Origin of the sequence: Paraburkholderia sp. J8-2, assembly GCF_905220195.1 — a bacterium.
Lineage (GTDB): Bacteria > Pseudomonadota > Gammaproteobacteria > Burkholderiales > Burkholderiaceae > Paraburkholderia.
The window spans coordinates 31,079-55,587 of record NZ_CAJMZA010000012.1; the positions used below are offsets into that span (position 1 = coordinate 31,079).

A 24,509-nucleotide genomic window follows, 5' to 3' on the forward strand; every position below is an offset into this window, starting at 1 on the left:
GGGTCAACCGAGGGTTTTCCCATGTCACACCACGATGAAAAGCCGTTGTCCGAGTCTCTGGAAAGCGGGGACGGGTTCGTCGCGCCGCGCTACCGCAGCGGCCAGCGCTCCGCCGACGCCCTGCTGGAAGCGGGCCGGGTCCTGCTTGCGGAGATCAGTTACGAGGCGCTGAGCATCAACGAACTGTGCAGTCAGGCGAACCTTACGAAGGGCGCGTTCTATCGACGCTTCGAAAGCAAAGACGCCTTCTTTCACGCGCTCCAGCGTCTCGCGCTCGACGACGCGGCGCGCGTGCAGCGCGCGCTGACAGTCGAGTTGGATCGGGGTGGCGCCAGCACGACGACTGCCGCCGAGTATCTGCGTCTCGTGGTCGATAGCGTGCGCGTGTGGCACCTGAGGCATCGCGGCATGATTCGGGCTTCGTTGCAGCGGCGCGACCATACGGCCGACGGCTGGCAACCCATCAAGCAGTTCGCGCGCGGTTTCGTCGACGAGATCGCGGCGCACCTCATCCGCCTGCCGGAACTGCGGCGCAACAAGGAAGCGGTGGCGCGGCTGAAAATCGGCTTCCAGACTGTTATCGCCACGATGATCAATGCGGCGCTGAACGACCCCGGCCCGCTGCGGCTGGACGATACGGCCATGACCGACGCACTGAGCCGCATGCTCACGCTCTACGTGGTGACGCCCGAAACCGATACCGCGGCCTGAGCCGCTCCACAGGCAGGCTTAAGAGGAGGTTCTTTGGGCTGCGCTTCCGGCGCGGCCAAGCCTCGCCACCCGCGGCTGCGGGTGAGTCGCACGCCCTCGCGCCACATCGAGCGACTCGCCGGCATAGGGCAGCCACACCGTGAAGGCCGTTCCGCCCCCTTCGCGCGACGCCACTTCGACGCTCCCGTGATGAGCCTCTACGATCGAGCGGACGATAGACAGACCGAGCCCCATGCCGTGCGGCTTGGTGGTATAGAACGGCTCGAACAGGCGCTGCGCCGAAACGGCCCCGCAGCCGCTGCCGCGGTCGGCCACGGTGAATTCAACGCCGTCGGCAAGCCGTTGCGTGCTTATCGTGAGGATACGGGTGGCCTGGCCGGTATCCTGCATGGCGTCCATGGCGTTGATCGCGAGATTGAGTACGACTTGCTGGACCTGGACCGGGTCGCCCATGATCTCCGCATTGCCTGCGGCGTAATTCTCTTCCACGCTAATGTTGCGTCGTTTCGCTTCCGGCGCGATCAGCTTCAATGCGCATTGCAGTGTGGCGTCGAGCGGCAGCGGACTGAACGCTACGCTCTGCTTCTGCAGCAAGCTGCGCAAACGCTGCACCACGTCATTGGCCCTCAATGCATCGCGCTTCACATCGGAGAGGATTTCCCTCAACTCGTCGGCATCGAGATGCGAGGACTTCATGAGCAGTTCCGCGGCATCCGCATTGCTCAGGATCGCGCCCAGCGGCTGCCCCACCTCATGCGCAATCGAGGCACTCAGTTCGCCCACCGTCGCGAATCGCGCCGCACGCGCGAGTTCGCCGCGCCGCGCAGTGACTTCGGCTTCCGCAAGCCGGCGGCTACGGCGCTGCGCCAGCAACGCGACGATGGTGAGCGTCTGGGCCAGCAGCACCGCCAGCGCGATCAGCACCACTCCGCGGTATTCGCGGAAAATCGACCTGGGAAAGTCGATCAACCGGCACTCCGCTGGCAGCGCCGAGGCAGAAAGACCATAGCGTTCCAGTTGCGTGACGTTTGCCGTGCACCGCGCGGGCAGCGCGGGGAACGCCGGCCCGTCGACGCGGCCTGGGCTGCGCAGGATCGACAACGCGGCTTGCGCGGTCAAGCGAGCGTTTTCTTCGAAGTCGTACATGGCGCCCGCCGTCACCCCGCCGTCGAGATAAGTCGAATACCACGCGTAGATGGGCGCACGCGAAGCCGCGACCAGATTGGGCACGATTTGATACGGCAAATAACGATGCCCCTCGCTGTCCCGATACATGGTCGTATAGACCACGGCCGTTTGCCTGTCGAGGCGCGCGAGCCGCTGCTCGATCTCGCGCAACGGCAGCCCCCGCCATGTTTCGACGGTGCTCCAGTGAGCGCCGTGCAACGTTGCCACCTGAGCGACGCGATCGATGAATGAGTAATCGGTGTCGGTCGCGCCCCCGATCACCACGAGTCGATGCGCGTCGGGTTGGAGGTCCTCCGCGATCGCCAGCGTTTTCGTGATGTCGATTCGAAACGGCACGCGATTGAAGCCTGCGGGCAGCGTGTGCTGCGCAAACCACTCTTCAGGCACACTCGTTAGCAGTACGGGTGCGCCGGGCCATAGCTGCGCGTGATTCTTCAATGCGAAATCGGCGGCATGGTTGCCTATCCCCACCACGAGATCGATGCGCTGATCCGCATACTTCTTCTTCATTAGCGCCAGAAATTCGGGCGCGAGGTCGTCGGAGCCGAAGCGAAAGCCGTCGAGTGCGTCGAGATACACTTCCGCACCGTTTGCAGCGGACGTCTCCAGTATGCTTCTGAGCGCCTTGATCTGTACCAGGACAGCCGGCTGTATCGGGTCTGCGCCCGCGAGGATCTCCACGCGCGCGGGTTCCGCGGCGAGCGCGGCCGCCGCGCCAATGAGCAGCCACACGAGCGTAATTGTCCCTGTCGCTTCGGCAAGCCCGCGCACCCGCGCCAAAGCACTCGAAAGCGCGGCGAGCACGCCAGACCGCCGATGTCCGCAAACATGCATCGACAGGCTTCCATGAACGGTGCGTGGCAAAGCGCCTTTCTCCATTTCAGGCACGGCGTGAGATCATTCGCTGAAACATGGTCGCACTTCGTCTTTAAATCCGGATATTCGCGAATGCCGACTAGTGCAATGCGTCAATTAGCAAGCCCGTAATTCGTTCGCTTCACGCCATCCCTTCAAAAAGAAGATCTTCCACTCAGCCGATTGCCGAAGGCATGCTGCGCCATTTGACCTTGAAAGCTGGATTTGGCGGCTTCAGGTTTGCAGCGAGCGACTGGCGCAGTTCATCCCCCCTTCATGCAATGCGTTATAGCAATTTCCGCAGTTTCCCGGCTCCTGACTGTACAGAAAGGTTGGAAACTGACGTTATCAGACACCTCATGTTTAGTATGGCGAATATTCAATATGAATCGAAACCAATGAAATGACAGCCCGTATTGCCCTGCCCTTGCGGGCAATCCCGTTGCCCCTTCTACCGATAGCGAAACCGTGTGGCCGCTCCGATACTGAACGCCGGTACGTCAACGCTCCGGCTGACCATGGCCCATCCCGCACCTGAAGCGACCAGTGACATCCGTGACACCGCCTCGCCAACTGGATCGCCAGATATGGTCCACATTGCGGGCGGCACATTCCTGATGGGCTCGAATCAGCACTACCCGGAAGAAGCGCCGGCGCACAAAGTGCGCGTTCGCAGCTTCTGGATAGATCGCCATACGGTCACGAATGCCCAGTTCAGGCAATTCGTCGACGCGACCGGCTACATCACCTCAGCCGAGCGGCCGGCAAACCCCGACGATTATCCCGGCGCATTGCCCGAGATGCTGGAGCCCTCTTCGGTGACGTTCGCCAAACCCCCACGCCGCGTTGACCTGCGCAATCACTACAACTGGTGGGCCTACACGCGGGGCGCGGACTGGCGGCATCCACGCGGCCCGGCCAGTTCACTGGAAGGGCTCGAGGATCATCCCGTCGTGCACGTCTCCTATGAGGACGCCGCCGCTTACGCGCACTGGGCGGGCAAGGACCTGCCCACCGAAGCCGAATGGGAATTCGCCGCGCGCGGCGGCCTGGAGGGCGCCGAGTTCGTATGGGGCGATGAGTTCACACCCGAAGGCCGGCAAATGGCCAATACGTGGCAAGGCGAGTTTCCGTGGCAGAACCTGCTCGAAGACGGCTACGAATGGACCGCGCCGGTCGGCTCGTTTGCGCCCAACGGCTACGGCCTCTACGACATGGCCGGCAACGTGTGGGAGTGGACGAGCGACTGGTACCAGGACCACGGCAAGATCGTTAAGGCGTGCTGCACGCTGGACAATCCGCGCGGCGGAACCATCGAATCCAGCGTCGACCCGCGCACGCCGCAACTCACGATACCGCGCAAGGTCATGAAGGGTGGCTCGTACCTGTGCGCACCGAATTACTGCAGGCGTTACCGGCCCGCCGCGAGAATGGCTCAGCCTGTCGATACCTCCACGTGCCATGTGGGCTTTCGTTGCGTGGTCCGCGATAACGCTTCCGGTTGAATCCCACACCGCTACCGTCGACGGTAGCTCTACGACAAGGAGTGTTCCATGGCGGGCAAGAAGAAACCCAACTTCCTGATCCTCTGGGGCGACGACATCGGCCAGTCCAATCTCAGCATCTTCACGAAGGGGCTGATGGGCTACCGCACACCCAACATCGACAGCATCGGCGAGGCCGGCGCAGTGTTCACCGACTACTACGGCGAACAGAGCTGCACCGCAGGCCGCGCGTCGTTCATCACGGGACAGTGCGGCTTGCGCACGGGACTGACCAAGGTCGGCCTGCCCGGTGCGCCGCTCGGTATGCGCGCCGAGGATCCGAATATTCCGGAACTGCTGAAGGACCTTGGCTATAGCACCGGACAATTCGGCAAGAACCATTTCGGCGACCGCGACGAGCATCTCCCCACGATGCACGGCTTCGACGAGTTCTTCGGCAACCTCTATCACCTCAACGCCGAGGAAGAGCCGGAACTACCCGACTACCCCGATGCCAACGAGTTTCCCGACTTCCGCAAGAAGTACGGCCCGCGCGGCGTGCTGCACTGCTGGTCCGACGGCAAGGGCGGCCAGAAGATCGACAATACCGGCCCGCTCACCAGAGAGCGGATGAAAACGGTCGATACCGAATTTCTCGCGGCCGCGAAGGAGTTCATCCAGAAAGCGCATAAAGAAGACAAGCCGTTCTTCCTCTGGTTCAACACCTCGCACATGCACTTCCGCACGCATATCGAGGACCGCATCCGTGGCCAGGCAGGTCGTTGGCAGTCCGAATATCATGACTGCATGGTCGAGCACGACAAGCATATCGGCGAGATGCTCGCGTTGCTCGACGAACTGGGCATTGCGGACGACACGATGGTCATGTACAGCACCGACAACGGTCCGCACATGAACTCCTGGCCCGACGCCGGCATGACGCCGTTTCGCAACGAGAAGAACTCCAACTGGGAAGGTGCGTACCGCGTGCCCTGCCTCGTGCGCTGGCCGGGGGTGATCGAGCCGGGCACGGTGTGCAACGAGATCGTGAGCCACCTCGACTGGCTGCCCACCATCGTCGATGCAGCGGGCAACCCGGATATCAAGGAGGAACTCAAGAAAGGCTTCAAGGCCAATGGCAAGGACTTCAAGGTCCATCTCGACGGTTTCAGCCTGCTGCCCTACTTCACCGGCAAGGCGAAGAAACCGGAGCGAAAAGGCTTCTTCTATTTCACCGACGACGGCGACCTCGCGTGCCTGCGCTTCGACAACTGGAAAGTGGTCTTCATGGAGCAGCGCACGACCGGCACATTGAGGATATGGGCCGAACCGCTCGTCACCTTGCGGGTGCCGAAGATATTCAACCTGCGAACAGACCCCTACGAACGGGCCGATATCACATCCAACACCTACTACGACTGGCTGCTCGATCACGTCTTCATTCTCGTGCCGGCACAAGCCGGCGTCGCCGAGTTCCTGCAGACCTTCAAGGAATTCCCGCCACGCCAGAAAGCGGCGAGCTTCGGCGTGGACCAGGTGGTCGAGAAGATGATGGACGCCGCAGGCGGCGGTCACCGCTAGCCACCGCTAGCCACCGCCAGTCAGCCCACGCGGCGCGTGTTCGCGCGCCACTGCGTTAGTGCAGCCCTCGGGTGGCGTTCGTCCGCACGCCACCGAGGGCACGCCGTGCCAGGATATCCATGGACGCCAAGGCCCTGACTCTCCTCGCGCTCCAGTGCGCCATTGCAGGAACGGTCTTCACGTATGGCTTGCAGGCCACGCGCGACGACCTGCTCTACATCGCACGCCGGCCCGGCCTGCTCGTGCGCTCGCTCATCGCCATGCTGGTTATCATGCCGCTCATCGTGGTCGCGTGCGTGTATTACCTCCAGTTGCCGCAGCCGACCGCCGTCGTGCTGATCGCGCTCGCCATCTCGCCGGTGCCGCCGCTATTGCCCAGAAAACACAAGAAAGCAGGCGGCATCGCGCCCTACGGCCTGGGTTTGCTCGTGGTGCTTGCGCTGGTTTCCATCGTCACGGTTCCGCTCTCGGTGGCACTCTTGAACTGGCTCTTTGCCGAAGCGATAGCGGTCGGCCCGGTTGCGATCATGAAAATCGTGCTGACCATGATCATCGCCCCGCTCGTGGCGGGCGTGCTGGTCTCGAAGCTCGCTTCAGGCGCCGCACAGCGCCTGCTCGCGCCCGTTCGGCTCGTGGCCACCGTACTGCTGTTTGCGGGCATACTCGCCCTGCTGGCAGGCACCTGGCATGGAATCTGGGTGGCCACCGGCCACTGGACGGTAGTCGCCATCGTTGCCTTCGTGCTTGCGGGCCTGATCGTCGGGCACTGGCTCGGCGGGCCCGAGCAGCAGCACGCATCAGTGCTTGCGCTGTCCACCGCCTCGCGCCATCCCGCCATCGCACTGTCCATCTCCGCTGTCAACTTTCCCGGCGAGCAGTTCGCACCCACGCTGGTGCTCTATCTGATCCTGTGCACGATGCTGGCCATTCCGTACGTGAAATGGCAACGCAGCCGCTCAGCGCTTTCATCCGGCACGCCTTAAAGGTCACGCCATGCCTACCTCACATGACCGCGAGAATCCCTTGATACCCGACACGGACTTGTCGGCGCCCGTCAAGCCCGACGAAGGCACGCTGCAAACGCGCGCACGCACCTCGCTCGCGATCGAGCGCACCTTTCTCGCGGCCGAACGCACGCTCATGGCCTGGCTGCGCACCGCGCTGTCGATGATCAGCTTCGGCTTTACGCTCGCGAAGTTTTTCGAATACGTGGAAAGCCAGAAGGGCGCGCCCATTGTCGGGCATTTCGGCACAACGTGGTCGCCGCGCGCGGTCGGCACGGCGATGGTCGTGATCGGGACGGTGGCCTTGCTGGTCGCGGTCGTGCAGCATAAGCGCCGCGTCAATGCGCTGCGACGCGAGGGCCTGTTGCCGCAATGGAATCTCGCCTACTGGGTCGGGATTGCGGTGGCCGCGCTCGGCGCATTTGCGCTCGGTACGTTGGTGCTGGACTGATCGCCGACGGGGACCGGCAACGCCGGCACCCGCGTCAAACCGCTTTTTCTTCACGACAACCACCTTATCTTTATTCAGGATGCCAAATGATTTTGATTTCAATCAGCGCATCCTCCCTCTTTGATCAATCAACACCCCCACGTCACGTGCGAATTCAGTCCCTCACGCAATTCGCATAGAACCCATTATTTGGGACGCCGGATGATCAGTGTTTACACGAATGGGTTAGGTGGCCGCTCTTTTCATAATATCAACGCACTAAAAGCGGCGGTACGAGACTACTCCACAGGAGGCACCGTGACGGGCATCCGACTGAGCGGCGTAACGAAGCGGTATGGCGAAACCGAGGTGATCACCGGCCTCGACCTCGACATTCAATCCGGTGAGTTCCTTGTCTTCCTTGGCCCCTCGGGCTGCGGAAAATCCACATTGCTGCGCATGATCGCCGGGCTCGAAACCGTGAGCGACGGCCAGATCAGCATTGGCGAGCGGCGCGTGAACGAACAGCCTCCGGGCAAGCGCGGCGTGGCGATGGTGTTTCAGCACTACGCGCTCTACCCGCACATGACCGTGTACGACAACATGGCGTTCGGCCTGCGCAATACGGGTGTGAGCGCTGGCGAAGTCGACCAGCGCATCAACGAAGCCGCGCGCATGCTCGAACTCAGCCCGCTGCTGCAGCGCCGCCCCGCCCAGCTTTCGGGCGGCCAGCGCCAGCGCGTTGCAATCGGGCGCGCCGTCGTGAAGGAGCCCGAAGCGTTCCTGTTCGACGAGCCGCTCTCCAACCTCGACGCCGCGCTGCGCACCCGCACGCGCCTCGAACTGGCGCGCATTCATCAGCGCCTGCACTCGACCATGGTGTTCGTCACGCACGACCAGGTCGAAGCCATGACGCTCGCCACCCGCATCGTGGTGATGAACCGCGGGCGTATTGAGCAGATCGGCGCGCCGCTCGAGATCTACAAACGGCCCGCCACGCGCTTCGTCGCGGGCTTCATCGGCACGCCGGCCATGAACTTCATCGATGTCGAGCGCGTGGGCGACAACGGCAGCCGGCTAATCGTCGGACTGCCGTTCGACGGCGTGCACGCGCCCACGGCCATTGCCACAGCGAGCCTGCCCGCGGGCAAGCTCACGCTGGGCGTACGCGCCGAACACGTGCTGCTGGACCCGCAAGGGCCGCTGGTTGGCCGCGCCGAAGTCATCGAGCGGCTCGGTGACCGCTCGCTCGCCCATGTGAGCATGCCCAACGGCCAATTGCTCGTGGCCGAGTTGCCGCGTGCGCGCGAGCTCGATATCGAAACCGGAGACACGATCCGCATGAGTCTCGACGCGGCGCACCTGCATGTGTTCGACGAAACCGGGAAGGCGTGGCATGGCCTCTAACCGCTCGCTCGCCATCCCGCTGCCAAAAACGCGCGACGGCCGGCGGCGCAACCTGCGCGCGCCATGGTCCAACGCGCTGTTCGTGCTGCCGTTCGTGATCGTCTACGTGCTGTTGCTGATCGTCCCGTTGTGCCTCGGCTGGTGGCTCAGCCTGCAACGCGTGGACCTGCTCGCCGGCACGAGCGAGTTCATCGGCATGCGCAACTATCTCGACCTCACGCTCGACCCAATTTTTCGCGGCGCGTTGCGTAACACGTTCTACTTCGTCATCCTCACGGTCCCGATTTTCGTTCTGCTTGGCCTGGCGCTAGCGCTGGTGCTGAACCGCCCCGGCCGCTTCGGCGCAGCGCTGCGCGCGCTGTTTTTCGGGTCCTCGGTGTTATCGGTCACAATTGTCACGCTGGTCTGGAAGCTCGTGATGATGCCCGGCAACGGCCTGCTCGCCGACATGAGCCACGCGCTCCATTTGCCGGAATTCGTTCCGCTGATGCACGAGGCCACCGCGCTGCCCGCCATCGCCGTCGTCACGGTCTGGTGGATCATGGGCCTGCCGATGATGCTGTTTCTCGCGGCGCTCCAGCAGATTCCGCAGGAGCTTTACGAAGCCGCGGCGCTCGACAGCGCTTCGCGCTGGCGCACGTTCACGAAAATCACGCTGCCTTCCATCTGGCGCACTGTCGCGCTCGTGGCAGTGATCGAAGCGGTGCTGCAGTTCCAGTTGTTCGGCCAGGCCCAGCTGCTCACAGACGGCGGCCCGAACAACTCCACGCGCCCGCTCGTGCAATTCATCTACGAAACCGGCTTCCGCCAATGGTCGTTCGGCTATTCCGCGGCAGCGGCGCAAGTGCTTTTCGCGCTGATGCTGATCGGGGTGGTTGCGCAGGCCTGGCTTCTGCGCAAGAAGGAGAAGGCATGAGCACGCTGGCTTTCGAGACGCGCTCGCGCGGCTCGCTAACGGGCCGCATGGGCGACCGACTGATGCTCGGCGCCGTGGTGGTGCTCGCGCTGCTGTGGATCACGCCGCTCGTCTGGGTGCTGTGCCTCTCGTTCAAACCGAACGCGTTTCTCGAGCAGCACACCGACGTGCTCTTCTCGCCGCCTTTCACGCTGCGGAACTACACGAACATCCTCAACACCTCGGCGGTGGGTGGGTGGCTCGTCAACAGCCTCATCGTTTCGATCGGCCAGACGCTGCTCACGCTCGTCATCGCCTCGCTCGCGGGCTACGGCTTCGCGCGCACCGAGTTTCCCGGCAAGCGTTATCTCTACGTGCTCTGCCTTTGCGGACTCGCGGTGCCCGAGCAGGCGCTCGTGATTCCGCTACACCATATCTTCGCCTCGCTCGACTGGCACAACACCTATGGCGCGCTGATTCTGCCGCGTCTCGCCTCGCCGTTCGGCGTGTATCTCATGACGCAGTACTTCAAGGCCGTGCCCATCGAGATCGAAGAGGCCGCGTTGCTCGACAATGCTTCGCGTTTCAAGGTGTTCTGGCGCGTCGTGCTGCCGCTTTCGCTGCCGGCGCAAGCCACGCTCGCCATCTTCACGTTTCTCAGTGCGTGGAACGACTATCTCTGGCCGCTCGTGTCCGCCTCGAAGCCCGAGATGTACACGCTGACAATTGGGCTCGCTTCCACGCAAGGCAATTTCGCCCAGTCCGAAGGCATTGGTTACCTCATGGCCCAAGCCGTCTTCGCCGGCTTGCCCATCTTCGTGCTGTATCTGTTCTTCCAGAAGTACATCGTGGCGGCCGTGGCCGGCACCGCGGTTCGGTAGACGACGCCATCGAGTCACGCTTCGATCTGTTGCGCTCTATTTTTAATTAATTCGTAGTACAAACAAAATGATCCACTGGGAGCGCAGCGACAGCGCGGCAGCTGGATCTTCCACAGGAGAGAGACATGAGAAGATCGTTGGTGCGCGGCGTACTCACGCTCGCAGCGCTCGGCCTCGCGGCGGGTTTGACCGCGCCGGCCCAGGCCAAAACGGAAATCACGCTGTCGCGCTTCTTCGGCGCTTGCGACGCCGAATACGGCAAGGTCAACGACGTGAGCCAGGCCTCGGGCGAGTGCGGCATCATCACGACGCTCGTGAACCAGTTCAACGCGACGAACAAGGAAGACATCGTCGTCAAACCGCAGATCATCGAGTGGGCGCCCTACTATACGCAGCTCGACGCGCGCATTCTGAGCCGCGACGTGCCGACCATCTCGGTCATGCACGAAGCCGTGCTGGGCGACTACGTGAAGCGCAATCTGGTCGAACCGCTCGACGACGGCTTCAAGTCGGTTGGCGTGGACAAGAGCGACTTCACGGCCCAGGCGCACCGCGCCGTGACGTTCGGCGACAAGACCTATGCGCTGCCGTTCGACACGCATTCGTGGCTCTGGCACATCAACGTGAACCTGTTCAAGAAGGCGGGCCTCGTCGACGCGAGCGGCAAACCCATCCTGCCGAAAACGCCCGACGAACTGCTCGCGCAGGCGAAGCAGTTCAAGGCCAAGACGGGTCTGCCCTATTTCGCCGTGCCGATCGCCAATGAATCGGCCGCGCAAACGCGCACGTTCGACACCTGGGTCTATCAGCAAAACGGCACGCTGTTCCCCAATGGCCCGACGAAGATCGACATGCACACGCCGGCCGCCACCAACGCGCTCACGCTCTACGACAAGCTCATGAAGGCGGGCTCGATCACGCCGGGCCTTGACTACGGCGCGGCCAATCAGGCCTTCGAAAACGGCAAGGCGGGCGTGCTCATGTGCGGCACATGGATGATCGAGGACTTCACGAATCTTGCGAAGAAGCCCGACTCCCCGCTTGCGAACGGCTACGACGTGGTGCCGTTCCCGAACCTGTACCAGAAGAAGGCCGTGTGGGCCGACGGCCACTCGTGGGTCATGCTCAAGGGCGGCGCGAAGGACGAGAAGACCCGCCACGCCGCGCTCGTGTTCCTCAAGTTTCTCTACGACCACGACGGCGACTGGGCGCGTACCGGCCACCTGCCCGCACGGGAGTCGATCATCACGAGCGCCAGCTTCAACGCGCTGCCGCACCGCGCGGAGATCAAGGAGATCTCGGCCACAGGTTACGCGCTGCCGAACACGGTGCCGCGCCAGTTTGCAATCCAGCAGATCGTGGGCGAAGAGACCAGCAACATGCTCTCGACCGGCAAGTCGGTTGCCGACGTGCAGAAGGAAGCTGAACAACGCACCAACGCCCTGCTCGCACGATAACGTCAGCATGCGGTGCACGCCTGCGCGGCGCGCACCGCCTCACTTCACACCGCTACAGCATGGATAGAGGAACACCATGATCGCTTCCCGCCTCATCGTCGACCGCGACTTCGTCATTTCCGAACTCGACCGGCGCCTGTTCGGCGTCTTCGTCGAGCACATGGGCCGCTGCGTCTATACCGGCATTTTCGAGCCCGGCCATCCGGACGCCGACGAGCGCGGCTACCGCAAGGACGTGATGGCGCTCACGCGCGAACTCGGCCCGACGATCGTGCGCTATCCCGGCGGCAACTTTCTCTCGGGCTACAACTGGGAAGACGGCGTAGGCCCGCGAGAAAAGCGCCCGCGCCGCCTCGATCTTGCCTGGTACTCCACCGAAACCAACCAGTTCGGCACGAACGAATTCATCGAATGGTGCCGCTCGCTCGACATCGAACCGATGTACGGCGTGAACCTCGGCACGCGCGGCCCCGACGAAGCGCGCCGATTCGTCGAGTATTGCAATCACCCGGGCGGCACGGCGCTTTCCGACCTGCGCCGCGAGCACGGCTATGAAAGGCCCCACGACATCAAGTTCTGGTGTCTCGGCAATGAAATGGACGGCCCGTGGCAAATCTGCCGCAAGACGGCCGAAGAATACGGGCGGGCCGCACTCGAAACGGCCAAGCTCATGCGCTCGGTCGACCCCACCATTCAGCTCGCCGCGTGCGGTTCCTCCACGCACGAAATGCCCACCTATGGCGCGTGGGAAGACCGCGTGCTCGACCATTGCTTCGAACAGGTCGATTTCATTTCGCTACATACTTACTTCGAGAACCGTCGCGATTCGACCGCCGAATTCTTCGGCAATATCGAAGTGATGGATCTGTTCATCAAGGAAATTGTCTCAGTGGCCGACAGCGTGGCCGCGCGCAAGCATTCGTCCAAACGCATCATGCTTTCATTCGACGAATGGAATGTCTGGTACAAGGCGCGCACCATCAACGATCTGCGCAAGCCGGGCTGGCCCGAGGCGCCGCGGCTCATCGAGGAGGTCTACAACCACGAAGACGCGTTGGTCGTGGGCGGCGCGCTCATCACGATGATGAACAACTCGGACCGCGTGAAGACCGCCTGTCTCGCACAACTCGTCAACGTGATCGGGCCGATCATGACGGAGCCCGGCGGCCGCGCGTGGCGTCAAACCATCTTCCACCCGTTCGCACAGGCCTCGAAATTCGGCCATGGCCGCGTGCTCAAGCCGGTGATCGATTCGCCCACCTACGAAGCGGAAACCTTTCCGGAGATCCCTTATCTTTGCGCGGCGGTCGTGGACGATCGCGCTACGGGCACGACGACCCTCTTCGCGCTCAATCGTCACCTGAGCGAGGAGATGGAATTGAATGTCGAGCTGCGTGGACTCGGCCGCGAACGTACGCTCGATCACGCGCTCGAGTTGTATCATGCCAACATGAAAGCGGTGAACACGGTGGAGGCGCCAACTACAGTGGCGCCGGCAGTCAACAACGCCGTGTCGGTCGAGGGGGAACGCGTGCGCGCGAAGCTCAAGCCGGGCTCGTGGAACGTGATTGTGACGACCGCCCGATAACACAGCACGCACACGCTGTGCACGACGTCCATGAAGGGGAAGTGATGTTCGAGCGCGAACCGATCGTTGGCAATATAACAACGCAGATCGCCAAGATTATCGGCATGCGCGTGGTCTCGGGCGAGTTCGCGCCCGGCGACGCGCTGCCGGTCGAAAGCGAACTGTGCAGCGCCTACGGCGTGAGCCGAACCACGCTGCGCGAAGCCATCAAACAGCTGGCGGCCAAACGGCTCATTGCCGTTTCGCCCAAAATCGGCACACGTGTCCTGCCCTTCTCCGACTGGAACCTGCTCGACCGCGACGTGCTCGCGTGGCGCCTCAACGCGCAGTTCGACTCGAAGATCGTCGAAGACATCTTCGAAATGCGCATCTGCTTCGAGCCGCGCGCGAGCTTTCTCGCCGCGCGCCACGGCAAGGAAGACACCTTCCAGATCATCGAGCGCCGGTACCTGGAACTGGCGAGCGCATACGGCCAGTCAGCCCAGCATGGCGCCTCCGACATTCGCGCAGCCGCCGACGCCAATCTCGAGTTTCATCTCGCCATCATCACGGCCTCGCAGAACGGCATGTTCATCACGATCGGCAATGCGATCAAGGCGGCGCTGCGCGTGTCGTCGGAGATGATGCAGCGCCAGGCCGCGAAGCCGAGCGAAGACCTCGAACTGCATGACGCCGTGCGCCGGCATATCGTGGCGCGCGAAGCCGACGCGGCGGCGGCTGCCATGACGCGCCTGCTCGAACAGTCGCGCGACCGGATTCTGCGCTATACGATCGCGCCGTGACGACGGTGGGCACGCGTTCGCGCGCTGTGCCCGCATTGTGCTGATTGCACCATCCGCCTCTACGCACGGCTTGCGCGCCGCCGCTACCCGTGCGCACCCTGGTCCGCGCCCGCTTGCGCCGACTATGCCGAAATCGTCACGAGTCGAACCCTAATCGACCAAGACGTACCTATTTTCGCTACCTAGACTGGCTTCGCCGATCTCGCCACGCTTCTCGCGCGAGCGCGAAGCTCACAGGCGTGTTCGCAACAACTCAAGATCGCATTCGCCGGCACCGAAGCAGGCAATGTCCGGCATTGCCCACCATGCACCTGAGGGGAAGTGAAAAGTGAATTTGAAGGTAACGCACTCCGCACTTGTAGTCGCCTGGGTATTTTCATCCGCCGCCGCGCACGCCGATGTCGTCAAGATTGGCTTTGCCGCGCCGCTCACGGGCGCGCAGTCGAACTATGGCACCGACATGCAAAAGGGCGTGCAACTGGCCATCAACGATTTCAACGCCACGCATCCCACCATCGGCGGCAAGGCGGTATCGTTCGAACTGGACTCGCAGGACGACCAGGCTGATCCGCACACGGGAACCGTGGTGGCGCAACGCCTGATCGACGATGGCGTGAGCGGCATCATCGGCCACTTCAACTCGGGCACCAGCATTCCTGCATCCGATCTGTACAACCGCGCCGGGCTGCCGCAGATTTCGATGGCGACCTCGCCGGTGTATACGGCGCGCGGCTACAAGACGACGTTTCGCCTGTTGACGAGCGACGCGCAGGCTGGCCGCATTGTCGGCTCCTATGTCGTGAAGTCGCTGCACTACAAGCGCATTGCGATTATCGACGACCGCACCGCCTACGGCCAGGGCATTGCCGACGAGTTCGCGAAGGCAGTCGAAGCCGCCGGCGGCACCGTGGTCAAGCGTGACTACACGAACGACAAGGCACTCGATTTCTCTGCAATCCTGACCAATCTGAAGGGCATGAATCCGGATGCGGTGTTCTATGGCGGCGGCGACGCGCAGTCGTCGCCGATGATCCGCAAGATGCGCCAGCTCGGCATCAAGGCGGCGTTCGTGACCGGTGAAATGTCGCGCTCGCCCACCTTCCTGAAGATCGGCGGCAGCGCGGCCGAAGGGGCGATCGTCTACATGGGCGGTCTGCCGAAGGACAAGATGCCCGGCTTCGCCAGCTACGCGTCGCGCTACAAGGCACGCTTTGGCGAGGACCCCATCACGTACTCGCCGTACTCGTACGATGGCACGATGGCGCTTCTCACCGCGATGAAAAACGCGAACTCGACTGATCCCAAGGTCTATGGCCCGTACCTCGACAAGCTGTCGATCAAAGGCGTATCGGCGGCGACGATTTCGTATGACCCGACCGGCGACCTGAAGGATGCGCCTGTGACCATCTACAAGGTCCAGCATGGCGACTTCAAGCCGGTCGATACGATCGCGGGCAGTTGATCTCTTCGCGGGTCCATGAAGGACCCGCTGAATCCGCACTGTTTGGTCCTGGCCATCAGTGCGGATTCGTGCATCTCCCGCGCGCCCACCGTTCGAACACCCTCGGGTGCCAGATCGCTGTGTGCGATTGACCTGCGACGTGTCTTGCGTGCCTGTAGCCGGGCATGGCTGTTGCGCCCTTGCTCATACGTGGCGATACCGCCGCATGTCGAAAGCGAAGGGAGACAGTCATGAGGCAAACCGTATTGGGCGTCTACGACAGCTATGGGAGCGCACGTTCCGCGCAAAAAGCACTAGGCGAAGCAGGCGTTGCGCAGGCCGATATCGCCATTTACTCGATGTCGGTCGAGGCCCCGCTAGAAAAAGGGCCGCGTGTGTATGCGCCTGGCTTGAGTGATCCTGGGCAACACACACCGGTATTCGATCAACTCGAACGCCTGTTCGCGCGGCTCTTCACGCACGGCGCGTATCCACCGGAAACCGAAGATTACCGGGAGTTCGTTCGCCGCGGCGGATCGGTCGTCAGCGCGGACGTTTCCGAAATGCAGGTGAATCTGGCGCGCGAAGTCATGCGCTGCGCGGGCGCCGCGGACATCGAGGAGCGCAGCCAAGCCTGGCACAGCGCTTCCTCACACATCGCGCCCTCAGGAAGCACGACGCGAGTGCCCGGCAATTTGCACGCGACGTCGCCCGAGGCGGCGGCGCAGACACGGCGCGCTGCGTATGCTTCGGCAGTGCCAACCGTGGTCAGCGGCATGCAGCAGGTCACCACGCGCGCCGCAACCGCGCCCGAAGCGACCGCGAACGCAGCCGGAGCACAGCAGACATCGACGAGAGGCCTGGTAGGCGACCCTGTCATGGGCACGCCAATCGACGACGCCTCATACGAGACAGAAGTCCGCAAAGACTACGCCGCCAACTACGCCAACTCCGGCATGTCCTACGAAGAATATTGCGCAGCTTACGAGCACGGCGCAATGCTCGGGCAGGACGAACGGTATAGCGGACACGACTGGCAAGGCGTTGAACCGAATGCACGCGCGGATTGGGAATCTCGCTACCCGGAAAACGGCTGGGAAAGGTTCAAGGCTGCCGTTCGCCACGGCTGGGAGCGCATGAAGGGCGTTTGATGCGTTTGATGCCCTCGTGATCCCTTCTGCTTCCCACTGCTTACCGTCCCAGGCTGCTGAGTTGAGCAGCCTGGGGGCGCTCGCACTCAATTCACCTTCTTTCCCTCTCCCGCCCAAGACAGCGCACGCCAATCCGGCGTGCGCAAATCGCGCCTGAGGGTCGTCCTCCGACCCGCCTCAAAGCATCGCGTATTCACGCCCCCCCGGCTGCATGTGCGCCATTCAATCTTGCACATACGTATACCCCTGGAAGGACTCGTAAGCGATTGGCCAAACGCCACGCTGATTCTTGCTTCATGCAAGCGCTCTCGAAGCGAAGATTTGCCTCGCCGCTCGCCGATTGCCCCCCGATCGGCGTAAGGCGGGGCGCGCTTCCCCCCTCTCGGCGCGCCCCTTCTTTTTGTTCCATTGCGCCAAGGAGGCCCATCATGACCAGCCCTATCGGTTCGAGCAGTATTGCGCACACGTCCTCGTTGACGTCGTCGGGCGAAAACCGCAGCACCAAGAACTCCACCACGGGAAACACCGGCGGCAACCCGTTTCCGCAACAGGAAACCCTGCATCCGGCTGCGCCGGTCGGTCCGCTCGGCCACAACATCAATACCTCGGCATGACCACTTCGCCGTCACGGGAAACGCCGACGCAGCGCTCGCCCATGTGCCTGACGCCACGGTTGTCAACGCATCTGGTGCGCGCCGCGTCGGCCGTTGCCCTCGCCTGCCTCGCCCTGCCGCTCGAAGGCTGTGCCGTGGTGGCCTTTCCATGCCGGGTCGCATCGGCCACGCTGAAGATCGTGCCGTTGGTCGGCCACCCGGCGGCCGTGCCGTTCGACGCTTGCGCGGCGGCGGTCGACTGATCGAGGTCCAGCCGATGAAACGGGCGCCATTGATCGCTTTCATTTTGAGCGCAGCATACCTGGCCGCGCCGCTCTCGTCCGCGCATGCGGACACGCATTTCGAAGGGCGCGTGCAAACGTACGTCGCGCCGAAGGCCCCCGCCCCTGCGGCAGCGGCGAGCGCGGTGAATGTTGCGAGCGCGGTGAATGTTGCGAGCGTGGACTCTGCGGCGAGCGCGGCAAAACCGTCGGCAGCGCCCGCGAAAAAGCGGCGCGCAGCGCCCGTTGCATCGGCCACCCGGGCGCGCGTTACACCGCCGGACGACTCGCCGTTCGCGTTTCGCGGCATTGCACTCGGCACGCCGCTGAGCGCGCTGCGGCAAACGGACATGGTGCGCGCGACGCCACACGAGAGCGAGCTGCTTTGCGAAACCGATATCGCGGGCAGCGACATCGGCATGATAGTCAAGAGCTACACGAGCCTTACCGTGGCCTGCCGATGGGCGCACCACACGGCGCAAGGCTGGACGCCTTCGCGAGCCGTGGTGGACGGCGTGCCCGCGGTCGACCATATCCTGCGCTTTGCGCACGCCACAGCCGGCGACCCGCTGCGTCTGTATGAAATGTCGTTCGTCGTGGATTCGACCACGGCGTTCGATTTGCGCAACCTGCTCGCCACGCGCTACGGTGCACCGCGCGTGCTCGGCGCACCTTCGCTGCCGCTGCTCGTGTGGGAGAACGCGTCGAGCACGATCACCATCTGCCTGCTGCCCGACAGCCAGCGCGCGACGCTCACGTATCTGCTCAAGCCCGCCACGCTGCGCGGCAAAGGCAGCGAGAAGACGCTCAAGCTCAGCCAGTTCGACGAAGGTTGAATCGGAACGCGCCGAGCAGCCGCCCGGACGAACTCCGCCGATTTCGCTACATCCGATGAATCACTCTCGCACCCACTACTCCGCCATGCCATTCGTTCAATCGGAATCCTCAATTTCAAGCGCATGCCGCACGACTCGCTCGAAAGGCCTGCCGTACGTATTGGTGTGCGCATCGCTCGCCACTGCGCTCGCTGGCTGCGCGACGCCGGAGTCGATCGTCAATACGCCCATGACGCCGCCGCTCGCGGAACCGCTGCTGAACGTCAACACCAGCGGCGCGATCTACCAGTCGGGCACCGCCATCTCGCTGTACGAAACACCGCGTGCGCAGCGAATCGGCGACGTGCTCACGATCCGGCTTTCCGAAACCTACAGCGGCAACGACGTCACGAGCGCCGCCGCCAAGCGCGAGAGCAACATCACGGCCACGGCGGCCGATCAATCGACCGGCGCGGCGGCACGGCTCGCGCACCTGTTCAATATCGGCTCGGCTTCGACTACGTTCAACGGAAGCGGCAATCACTCGCTTTCGAGCGACATGACCGGCACATTGGCCGTCACGGTCATCAGCAAGACGCCTACGGGCAATCTGGTGGTCTCGGGGGAGAAGATCATTGCGATGAGCGGCGAGCATCAACGCCTGCGGCTTTCCGGGATCGTCAATCCGAATGACGTGGAAGCCGATAATTACGTTGAGTCGGGAAAGATCGCCAACGCGCGGATCGAGCAGGTTGGGCGCGGATTGCTCAACGATGCGACTACCGTTGGCTGGTTGCAGCGTATGTTTCTTAGTGTGCTGACGTTCTGAGGCTTTTTGGTCATTCCCGGTCGCGTTGGCCTTTCCCTGGTTTCAAGGAAAGGCCAACCGTGTCAGACCGGTCACGAAGCCGGGCATAAAACGCTCAGTCTTCCTCATCATCAGGCATTTCGCCTTCAAACTCGTTGGCGTACTCACCGCCAGCTTCACCCTCATGCTCGCGAGCATGTTCGCCGAAGCGCTCGGCGAAGCCAACTTCGCCATCGGGCACAAACACGTATCCGTGCCCCCATACCGTCTGAAGATAGCGCGGCTCGGAAGGATCGGTTTCGATCAGCCGCCGCAAGCGCCAGATCGCCACGTCGAGACTACGATTGCGGTACCGCCCCGCTTCCCCGTACACGATTTCGATAATGCGTTCGCGTGAAAGAATCGTCATCGAGTGATTGACGAACAGCTTGAGAAACGCGAACTCGCTAGACCGCAGCGGCATACGAACCTCATCGCGATACAACTCCCGCGAACGGAAATCGAGCTCGAAAGGGCCGAAGCGAAACGATTCGCGGCTCTCCGGCGCGCCCGTGAGGTTCGAAATGCTGCGCCGGCGCATGACCGACCGAATGCGCGCCACCAGTTCGCCCGGATCGAACGGTTTGCCAACATAGTCGTCGGCGCCGAATTCGAGGCCCAGCACGCGGTCGATGACTTCATTGCGCGCGGTGAGCATGATGACCGGCAGGTCGTCGCCGCTTTCGCGCAACGCGCGCAGCGCGCTGATGCCATCCACTTCCGGCATCATGATATCGAGCACGACAACCTGCGGCCGCTCGGAGCGCAGCCGCTCCTGCATCGCACGCACGGAAGGCAGCGTCGTGACGGTGAAGCCGCGCATCTGCAGATATTCGGCCGTGACGTCGCGCACGACCGGATCGTCGTCGACGAGAAAGATATTATTTGCCATGCGTAAATCGTAAGGGACGAGAACGAGCCGGTACAGGCCCGCAGCCTTACCAATCCTTTCCCGCGCGGCGCGCGGGCCACCAGATTTACTGGTCGCGTGAAGCGGACTGGAATGAATTGCTCAATTGCGTCTGGTCGACCACCATGCTGTCCACCAGCCCCTTGAGCTTTACCGCCGCACTCGAATAACGGTCGGTGCCGAGGCCGCGCACTTCGTAACGCCCCGTAACGGCAATGTGGTTGTGCATGAAGATCGTCAGATTGATCGTCGAAAGATAGGCCCGGCTTTCGTCGCTGAACGTCGGTTTGCCAAATTCGATCGATGCGTTATACACGAGACGTCCTTCGCAGCTCACCGGCTCCGTTCCGGCGCCGTACACGTCCGAAGTCACGCCGCGCTGCGAGAGCACGAGCTGCAGCGAAGGCACGAAGTCTCCCGACGTGACCATGGGATTGTTCTCGATACAGATCGAGCTGAGATTGACCGGCCGGCCCGTCACGAATTTAGGCGAGGAGTAATTCGACGCGACCGCGTAACCCGCCTGAATCACGGAGCCAGTCGCATCGGCCGCGGTAATGAGCGTCCATGCGCAGCCGTTGAGCGCGAGCGCCGCGGCACACGCGGCGCCGAGTTTCACCGTGCGTGCGCTCGCACGGCTGACATATGACACGATTTCATGTGGCATGGGAGCGGATACCCGATGCGTTGATGGGCTGCGCGGACCATGACGTGCCCCCGGCAGGACTCAGCACGCATGATCGTTGCTAAGCGACGCGCGCGATGGCCGGGACATCGGTCAATGTTGAATGCCACTTTCCACTTCTTCAAAATCCTCCCGCACGGTAAGGACCTGAACACCCGCATTGCACGCCTTTTCAATGCACGGGTGCGCGCTACAGGCCGTCATCGCCCATTGGCGATTACCGCGCGCGGCGGTACATGTAATGTTTAGTAAGCGCTTCTGCATTCTCCCCGCTGAGTAAGACATTGCAGATTCATCGCCGCGCTATCTTTCTCACTGCAGTTCCCACTGCGGTTCTCACTGCGGCGCCTCGCGTCTTTGCGACGCCGCACGAGCCACACGCTGCTACCGTCTTTCCCCTATTTCAACATCATCATGGCTGCCATGAATCGAGAACCGAAAATCCGTCGCGCCCCCTTCTTCAAGCGCGGCCTGAACGCTGCTGCGATCGCGCTGTTCGCGTCGCTCGCTGGCTCGCCGTTCGCGCACGCTGCAAGTTTTCACTGCCCGCGCAACGCTTCGGCGTCCGAGCGCCTCGTGTGCAACGATCCGACACTCTCCGCGCTCGACGACAAACTGGCCGCGCTCTATCGCAGCGCATTCGACGCGACCACCGATACGACCGCGCTCGAAGCCGACCGCGTGAGCCAGTGGCAATGGCGCCAGCACAACTGCAAGGACAAGGCGTGCGTGACGGACTGGTACGACCGCCGTATCGCCGAACTCGAAGGCGATCTCAAGCATGGCAAGCAGGCGTCCGTCCAGCGCGTGAAGGAAGGCGTCGTGGACCAGCACCTCGCCCCTTCGGCACAGGACGCCGTGCTCGAAATGCACGGCATCCCGCCCGCGCCGAAGGACGAAAACGCAGCGGCCGCCCCCGCTGCGGACAACGCGAAAAGCGTGAAGAAGGCGGGCGCAAAGGTCGCGTCGGCCGACGCCAACGCGCCGCTTCATCTGCAAAAAATGCCGAGCGGCGTAGCCGCCGACGCACGCCAGACGAAGCTCGCGCAAGCGCACGCTCATCGCCTGCCCCCCAAGGAAGCCGCACCGGCCGGTGACGTCTCGGCGGCGACCGCGAAAATGGCCGGCGCGAACTCGGCATTCGCTAAGGCGGCCGGCATGGCGTCGATCGACGCACCGCCCGTGCAGCCCGCGAATCCCGCGGCCAACGACGCCGCAGCAAAGCCCGCGGAACAGGCAAGCGCACAGCAGAACGCGGGCGCGCTCAACTGCGCCACCGTTGCATCGACGGAGCACGCGCACGCTACGCAAACGTCCATTGAGCAAGGCACCGTCGCCCTGAAGTAAGAAGCCATGTAAGCTGCGGCAAGAAATCTGCGGTCGCGCGCTGTTCTGCCGGTTGTCGATATCAAATAAAATACGACGATGAGTCCACACGTTCTCATCGTCGACGACGATCCGGTCGTGCGCGATCTCCTCTCCGGCTTTCTTCGAGCCAACGGTTTCGAAGCCTCGGTTCTTCACGACGGCACGCATCTCGGCGCGCGGCTGGAGCGCGAGCGGCCATCGGTCGTCGTACTCGACGTCATGATGCCTCGCACCGACGGCCTGCGCGCCCTCGCCGCCCTGCGCGCGCAAGGCGACGATATTCCGGTGATCTTCGCCTCCGCGCGTAGCGCGGTGGGCGACCGCATTGCCGGCCTTACGCTGGGCGCCGACGACTATGTCGCGAAGCCCTTCGATCCCCAGGAATTGCTGCTGCGTATCCAGACCGTGCTGCGCAGGCGCGGCAACAGGCCCGCAGGCGCACCCGCGGCGCGCGAACGTTACCGCTTCGGCGCTTTCGAGCTCGATTTCATGGCGCGCACGCTCGAACGCGACGGCAAGCGCGTGCCGTTGCGCAGCAGTGAGTTCGTGCTCCTGAAGATTTTCACGGAACATCCCTATCGCGTGCTTTCGCGCGTACTGATTCACGATCTGCTGCACGCAGACGGCATGGAATTTAACGAGCGCAGTCTCGACGTGCCGGTGTGGCGCTTGCGCCGCGTGATCGAAGACAATCCCGCACAGCCGCGTTACGTGCAGACGCTGCGCGGCAAGGGTTATGTGTTCGTGCCGCAGAGCGGGGTCGGCATCGAAGGCGACACCGAAGCCCCCACTGCGAATTCCACCGCAGACGACAGCGGCCATAGCACGAACGCGTAATTGCATGAACAATCCGTTGAATACGCTGTTCGGGCGCATGGCGCTGATGTCCGCGCTCCTGCTGTTCGCCATTCAGGCATGCTGGTTCATCGTGTTCGCGCCACAGCCGCGCCGCCACGAAGTGGAAGGCTTCGAGCGCGGCCTGCTGCTCATGCTGCATGCTGCGACAAGCGCGGCGCCCGGTATGGCGACGGGCGCGGCAACGAGCGCGCCTCCCAATGAAATGGACCTCGCGCCTGCCCTGCGCGTGCATCTCGTGCCCACCTGGAACATGCCCGCCGACGTGCGGCTCGAAGTTCCGAAGCGCGAGCCGCTCGCCGACTTGCGCAAGCAACTCCTGCGCGATCTGCCGCCCGGCACCGAGATCCTTGCCGACCTGCGCCACCGCGAAGCCCTGTGGGTGCGCTTCGCGGGCCAGCCCACGTGGATCGTCGCGCCTGTCGATCTGCCGCCGGCGCGCAATCTGCTGCCGCTGTTCGGTTCGATGCTTGCCATCTCGCTGCTCCTCGCATTGCTCGCCATGTGGCAAATGCAGCGGCCGCTTTCGCTCGTGGCCCAGGCCGCGCGCGCGTTCGGCACCGGCCATCGTCCCGCGCCGGTCAAACAACACGGGCCGCGGGAATTGCGCGAACTCATCGGCTCGTTCAACGGCATGATGAAGCAGCTCAACGAAGCCGACGACGATCAGGCCGTCATGCTCGCGGGCGTCGCGCACGATCTCAAGTCGCCGCTCACGCGCCTGAAGCTGCGCGCGAGCATGATGGGCTCGGAGCGCGAGCGCGAGCAACTCATACGCGAAGTCGATTCGCTCAACGATATCGTTCAGCAGTTTCTGGAATTCGCACGGCAGCGGCCCGAGTCGGGGCCCGAGGTGGAAGTCGACGCGCTGCTGCGCGAGCAGTTCTTCTCCGATGACGGCGATGACGACGAGGCGCTCTTCAGGCTCGATCTGCGCGCAGGCTCGGCGTTCCGGCTACCGCGCACGCTGCTCGACCGGCTCGTGTCGAATCTCGTCGACAACGCGCTCGAACATGGCGTGCCGCCCGTGGAAATCGCCACGCGCCGCGAAGGCGCGCAGTGGATCGTCGAAGTGCGCGATCATGGCCCGGGCATCCCCCCCGAACGCGTGGCCGCCGCGCTCAAACCGTTCGTACGCCTTGACGAAGCGCGCGGCGGCGAAGGCCATTGCGGGCTCGGCCTTGCCATCGTGACGCGCCTCACGCGCAATCAAGGGGGACGCTGCGAGTTGTCCAATCATCCCGAAGGCGGGCTGCGCGTGCGTATCGGGCTACCGGCCGATGCAAGGGCCGCTGCGTAA

23 protein-coding genes are annotated in these 24,509 nt (G+C 63.2%); 20 read left to right on the top strand and 3 right to left on the bottom strand.

Translation table 11 applies throughout. The features are described from left to right. The first annotated feature begins 21 nt into the window (after positions 1 to 21). On the top strand, positions 22 to 711 hold the full coding sequence (locus tag U5A52_RS24155) for a helix-turn-helix domain-containing protein (protein ID WP_321936515.1): 690 nt from the start codon (positions 22 to 24) through the stop codon (positions 709 to 711). An 18-nt stretch (positions 712 to 729) separates the two neighbouring features. Here the strand turns inward: U5A52_RS24155 and U5A52_RS24160 are convergent, their stop codons facing one another. Further along, positions 730 to 2,703: an ATP-binding protein gene (locus U5A52_RS24160; RefSeq protein WP_321936516.1), complete on the bottom strand. Its 1,974-nt coding sequence runs from the start codon at positions 2,701 to 2,703 to the stop codon at positions 730 to 732. Positions 2,704 to 3,341: 638 nt separating this feature from the next. Between U5A52_RS24160 and U5A52_RS24165 the strand changes: the two genes are divergently transcribed. The 16 genes from U5A52_RS24165 to U5A52_RS24240 all read left to right on the top strand — a co-directional run bounded on the left by U5A52_RS24165 (position 3,342) and on the right by U5A52_RS24240 (position 19,373). Beyond that, positions 3,342 to 4,259, top strand: coding sequence for a formylglycine-generating enzyme family protein (locus U5A52_RS24165; protein ID WP_321910032.1), 918 nt, complete (start codon positions 3,342 to 3,344; stop codon positions 4,257 to 4,259). A 48-nt stretch (positions 4,260 to 4,307) separates the two neighbouring features. Then, the gene (locus U5A52_RS24170; RefSeq protein ID WP_321936517.1) at positions 4,308 to 5,819 is read left to right on the top strand and encodes an arylsulfatase; all 1,512 of its coding nucleotides are present in this window, start codon (positions 4,308 to 4,310) and stop codon (positions 5,817 to 5,819) included. Between the two features lie 119 nt (positions 5,820 to 5,938). Then, on the top strand, positions 5,939 to 6,802 hold the full coding sequence (locus U5A52_RS24175) for a hypothetical protein (RefSeq protein ID WP_321910034.1): 864 nt from the start codon (positions 5,939 to 5,941) through the stop codon (positions 6,800 to 6,802). A gap of 10 nt (positions 6,803 to 6,812) precedes the next feature. Then, positions 6,813 to 7,274, top strand: coding sequence for a DUF202 domain-containing protein (locus tag U5A52_RS24180; protein WP_321936518.1), 462 nt, complete (start codon positions 6,813 to 6,815; stop codon positions 7,272 to 7,274). Positions 7,275 to 7,571: 297 nt separating this feature from the next. Further along, a complete protein-coding gene (locus tag U5A52_RS24185) occupies positions 7,572 to 8,660 on the top strand; it encodes a sn-glycerol-3-phosphate ABC transporter ATP-binding protein UgpC (RefSeq protein ID WP_321936519.1) in 1,089 nt (362 codons plus the stop codon). Beyond that, a complete protein-coding gene (locus U5A52_RS24190; protein WP_321910039.1) occupies positions 8,650 to 9,576 on the top strand; it encodes a sugar ABC transporter permease in 927 nt (308 codons plus the stop codon). The genes U5A52_RS24185 and U5A52_RS24190 overlap by 11 nt, the downstream gene beginning before the upstream one ends. Next, positions 9,573 to 10,436: a carbohydrate ABC transporter permease gene (locus tag U5A52_RS24195; RefSeq protein ID WP_321936520.1), complete on the top strand. Its 864-nt coding sequence runs from the start codon at positions 9,573 to 9,575 to the stop codon at positions 10,434 to 10,436. Before U5A52_RS24190 ends, U5A52_RS24195 begins: the two co-directional genes overlap by 4 nt. Positions 10,437 to 10,561: 125 nt before the next feature. After that, positions 10,562 to 11,893 carry an extracellular solute-binding protein gene (locus tag U5A52_RS24200; RefSeq protein WP_321936521.1) on the top strand — a complete coding sequence of 444 codons (1,332 nt, stop codon included), beginning with the start codon at positions 10,562 to 10,564 and terminating at the stop codon, positions 11,891 to 11,893. 76 nt (positions 11,894 to 11,969) lie between these two features. Beyond that, entirely contained in the window at positions 11,970 to 13,481 is a 1,512-nt protein-coding gene (locus tag U5A52_RS24205) for an alpha-N-arabinofuranosidase (protein WP_321910045.1), read from the top strand. Positions 13,482 to 13,498: 17 nt separating this feature from the next. After that, positions 13,499 to 14,263 (top strand): FadR/GntR family transcriptional regulator, encoded by a 765-nt coding sequence (locus U5A52_RS24210; RefSeq protein ID WP_321936522.1) that lies wholly within the window; start codon positions 13,499 to 13,501, stop codon positions 14,261 to 14,263. A 328-nt stretch (positions 14,264 to 14,591) separates the two neighbouring features. Next, entirely contained in the window at positions 14,592 to 15,725 is a 1,134-nt protein-coding gene (locus U5A52_RS24215; RefSeq protein WP_321910049.1) for a branched-chain amino acid ABC transporter substrate-binding protein, read from the top strand. A 230-nt stretch (positions 15,726 to 15,955) separates the two neighbouring features. Next, on the top strand, positions 15,956 to 16,855 hold the full coding sequence (locus U5A52_RS24220; RefSeq protein WP_321936523.1) for a hypothetical protein: 900 nt from the start codon (positions 15,956 to 15,958) through the stop codon (positions 16,853 to 16,855). Between the two features lie 428 nt (positions 16,856 to 17,283). Continuing rightward, on the top strand, positions 17,284 to 17,469 hold the full coding sequence (locus tag U5A52_RS24225) for a hypothetical protein (RefSeq protein WP_321910051.1): 186 nt from the start codon (positions 17,284 to 17,286) through the stop codon (positions 17,467 to 17,469). Further along, a complete protein-coding gene (locus U5A52_RS24230; protein ID WP_415774047.1) occupies positions 17,466 to 17,711 on the top strand; it encodes a DUF6726 family protein in 246 nt (81 codons plus the stop codon). Before U5A52_RS24225 ends, U5A52_RS24230 begins: the two co-directional genes overlap by 4 nt. Before the next feature lie 14 nt (positions 17,712 to 17,725). Next, the gene (locus U5A52_RS24235; protein WP_321936524.1) at positions 17,726 to 18,565 is read left to right on the top strand and encodes a hypothetical protein; all 840 of its coding nucleotides are present in this window, start codon (positions 17,726 to 17,728) and stop codon (positions 18,563 to 18,565) included. 163 nt (positions 18,566 to 18,728) lie between these two features. Then, entirely contained in the window at positions 18,729 to 19,373 is a 645-nt protein-coding gene (locus U5A52_RS24240; RefSeq protein WP_321936525.1) for a flagellar basal body L-ring protein FlgH, read from the top strand. A gap of 94 nt (positions 19,374 to 19,467) precedes the next feature. On the opposite strand, the gene U5A52_RS24245 is transcribed toward U5A52_RS24240, so the two are convergent. Next, positions 19,468 to 20,283 (bottom strand): response regulator, encoded by an 816-nt coding sequence (locus U5A52_RS24245; RefSeq protein ID WP_321910054.1) that lies wholly within the window; start codon positions 20,281 to 20,283, stop codon positions 19,468 to 19,470. An 85-nt stretch (positions 20,284 to 20,368) separates the two neighbouring features. Further along, the gene (locus U5A52_RS24250; protein WP_321910055.1) at positions 20,369 to 20,968 is read right to left on the bottom strand and encodes a hypothetical protein; all 600 of its coding nucleotides are present in this window, start codon (positions 20,966 to 20,968) and stop codon (positions 20,369 to 20,371) included. A gap of 441 nt (positions 20,969 to 21,409) precedes the next feature. Between U5A52_RS24250 and U5A52_RS24255 the strand changes: the two genes are divergently transcribed. The 3 genes from U5A52_RS24255 to U5A52_RS24265 all read left to right on the top strand — a co-directional run bounded on the left by U5A52_RS24255 (position 21,410) and on the right by U5A52_RS24265 (position 24,509). Then, on the top strand, positions 21,410 to 22,333 hold the full coding sequence (locus tag U5A52_RS24255) for a hypothetical protein (protein ID WP_321936526.1): 924 nt from the start codon (positions 21,410 to 21,412) through the stop codon (positions 22,331 to 22,333). 78 nt (positions 22,334 to 22,411) lie between these two features. After that, the gene (locus U5A52_RS24260) at positions 22,412 to 23,191 is read left to right on the top strand and encodes a response regulator (protein WP_321936527.1); all 780 of its coding nucleotides are present in this window, start codon (positions 22,412 to 22,414) and stop codon (positions 23,189 to 23,191) included. Positions 23,192 to 23,195: 4 nt separating this feature from the next. After that, positions 23,196 to 24,509 carry an ATP-binding protein gene (locus tag U5A52_RS24265; RefSeq protein ID WP_321936528.1) on the top strand — a complete coding sequence of 438 codons (1,314 nt, stop codon included), beginning with the start codon at positions 23,196 to 23,198 and terminating at the stop codon, positions 24,507 to 24,509.

What these genes read in the sequence shown, in the direction of transcription:
- U5A52_RS24155 (WP_321936515.1), top strand. Translation starts at nt 22, where the DNA reads ATGTCACACCACGATGAAAAGCCGTTGTCCGAGTCTCTGGAAAGCGGG.
- U5A52_RS24165 (WP_321910032.1), top strand. Translation starts at nt 3,342, where the DNA reads ATGGTCCACATTGCGGGCGGCACATTCCTGATGGGCTCGAATCAGCAC.
- U5A52_RS24170 (WP_321936517.1), top strand. Translation starts at nt 4,308, where the DNA reads ATGGCGGGCAAGAAGAAACCCAACTTCCTGATCCTCTGGGGCGACGAC.
- U5A52_RS24175 (WP_321910034.1), top strand. Translation starts at nt 5,939, where the DNA reads ATGGACGCCAAGGCCCTGACTCTCCTCGCGCTCCAGTGCGCCATTGCA.
- U5A52_RS24180 (WP_321936518.1), top strand. Translation starts at nt 6,813, where the DNA reads ATGCCTACCTCACATGACCGCGAGAATCCCTTGATACCCGACACGGAC.
- U5A52_RS24190 (WP_321910039.1), top strand. Translation starts at nt 8,650, where the DNA reads ATGGCCTCTAACCGCTCGCTCGCCATCCCGCTGCCAAAAACGCGCGAC.
- U5A52_RS24195 (WP_321936520.1), top strand. Translation starts at nt 9,573, where the DNA reads ATGAGCACGCTGGCTTTCGAGACGCGCTCGCGCGGCTCGCTAACGGGC.
- U5A52_RS24200 (WP_321936521.1), top strand. Translation starts at nt 10,562, where the DNA reads ATGAGAAGATCGTTGGTGCGCGGCGTACTCACGCTCGCAGCGCTCGGC.
- U5A52_RS24205 (WP_321910045.1), top strand. Translation starts at nt 11,970, where the DNA reads ATGATCGCTTCCCGCCTCATCGTCGACCGCGACTTCGTCATTTCCGAA.
- U5A52_RS24220 (WP_321936523.1), top strand. Translation starts at nt 15,956, where the DNA reads ATGAGGCAAACCGTATTGGGCGTCTACGACAGCTATGGGAGCGCACGT.
- U5A52_RS24225 (WP_321910051.1), top strand. Translation starts at nt 17,284, where the DNA reads ATGACCAGCCCTATCGGTTCGAGCAGTATTGCGCACACGTCCTCGTTG.
- U5A52_RS24230 (WP_415774047.1), top strand. Translation starts at nt 17,466, where the DNA reads ATGACCACTTCGCCGTCACGGGAAACGCCGACGCAGCGCTCGCCCATG.
- U5A52_RS24235 (WP_321936524.1), top strand. Translation starts at nt 17,726, where the DNA reads ATGAAACGGGCGCCATTGATCGCTTTCATTTTGAGCGCAGCATACCTG.
- U5A52_RS24245 (WP_321910054.1), bottom strand. Translation starts at nt 20,283, where the DNA reads ATGGCAAATAATATCTTTCTCGTCGACGACGATCCGGTCGTGCGCGAC.
- U5A52_RS24250 (WP_321910055.1), bottom strand. Translation starts at nt 20,968, where the DNA reads ATGCCACATGAAATCGTGTCATATGTCAGCCGTGCGAGCGCACGCACG.
- U5A52_RS24255 (WP_321936526.1), top strand. Translation starts at nt 21,410, where the DNA reads ATGAATCGAGAACCGAAAATCCGTCGCGCCCCCTTCTTCAAGCGCGGC.
- U5A52_RS24260 (WP_321936527.1), top strand. Translation starts at nt 22,412, where the DNA reads ATGAGTCCACACGTTCTCATCGTCGACGACGATCCGGTCGTGCGCGAT.
- U5A52_RS24265 (WP_321936528.1), top strand. Translation starts at nt 23,196, where the DNA reads ATGAACAATCCGTTGAATACGCTGTTCGGGCGCATGGCGCTGATGTCC.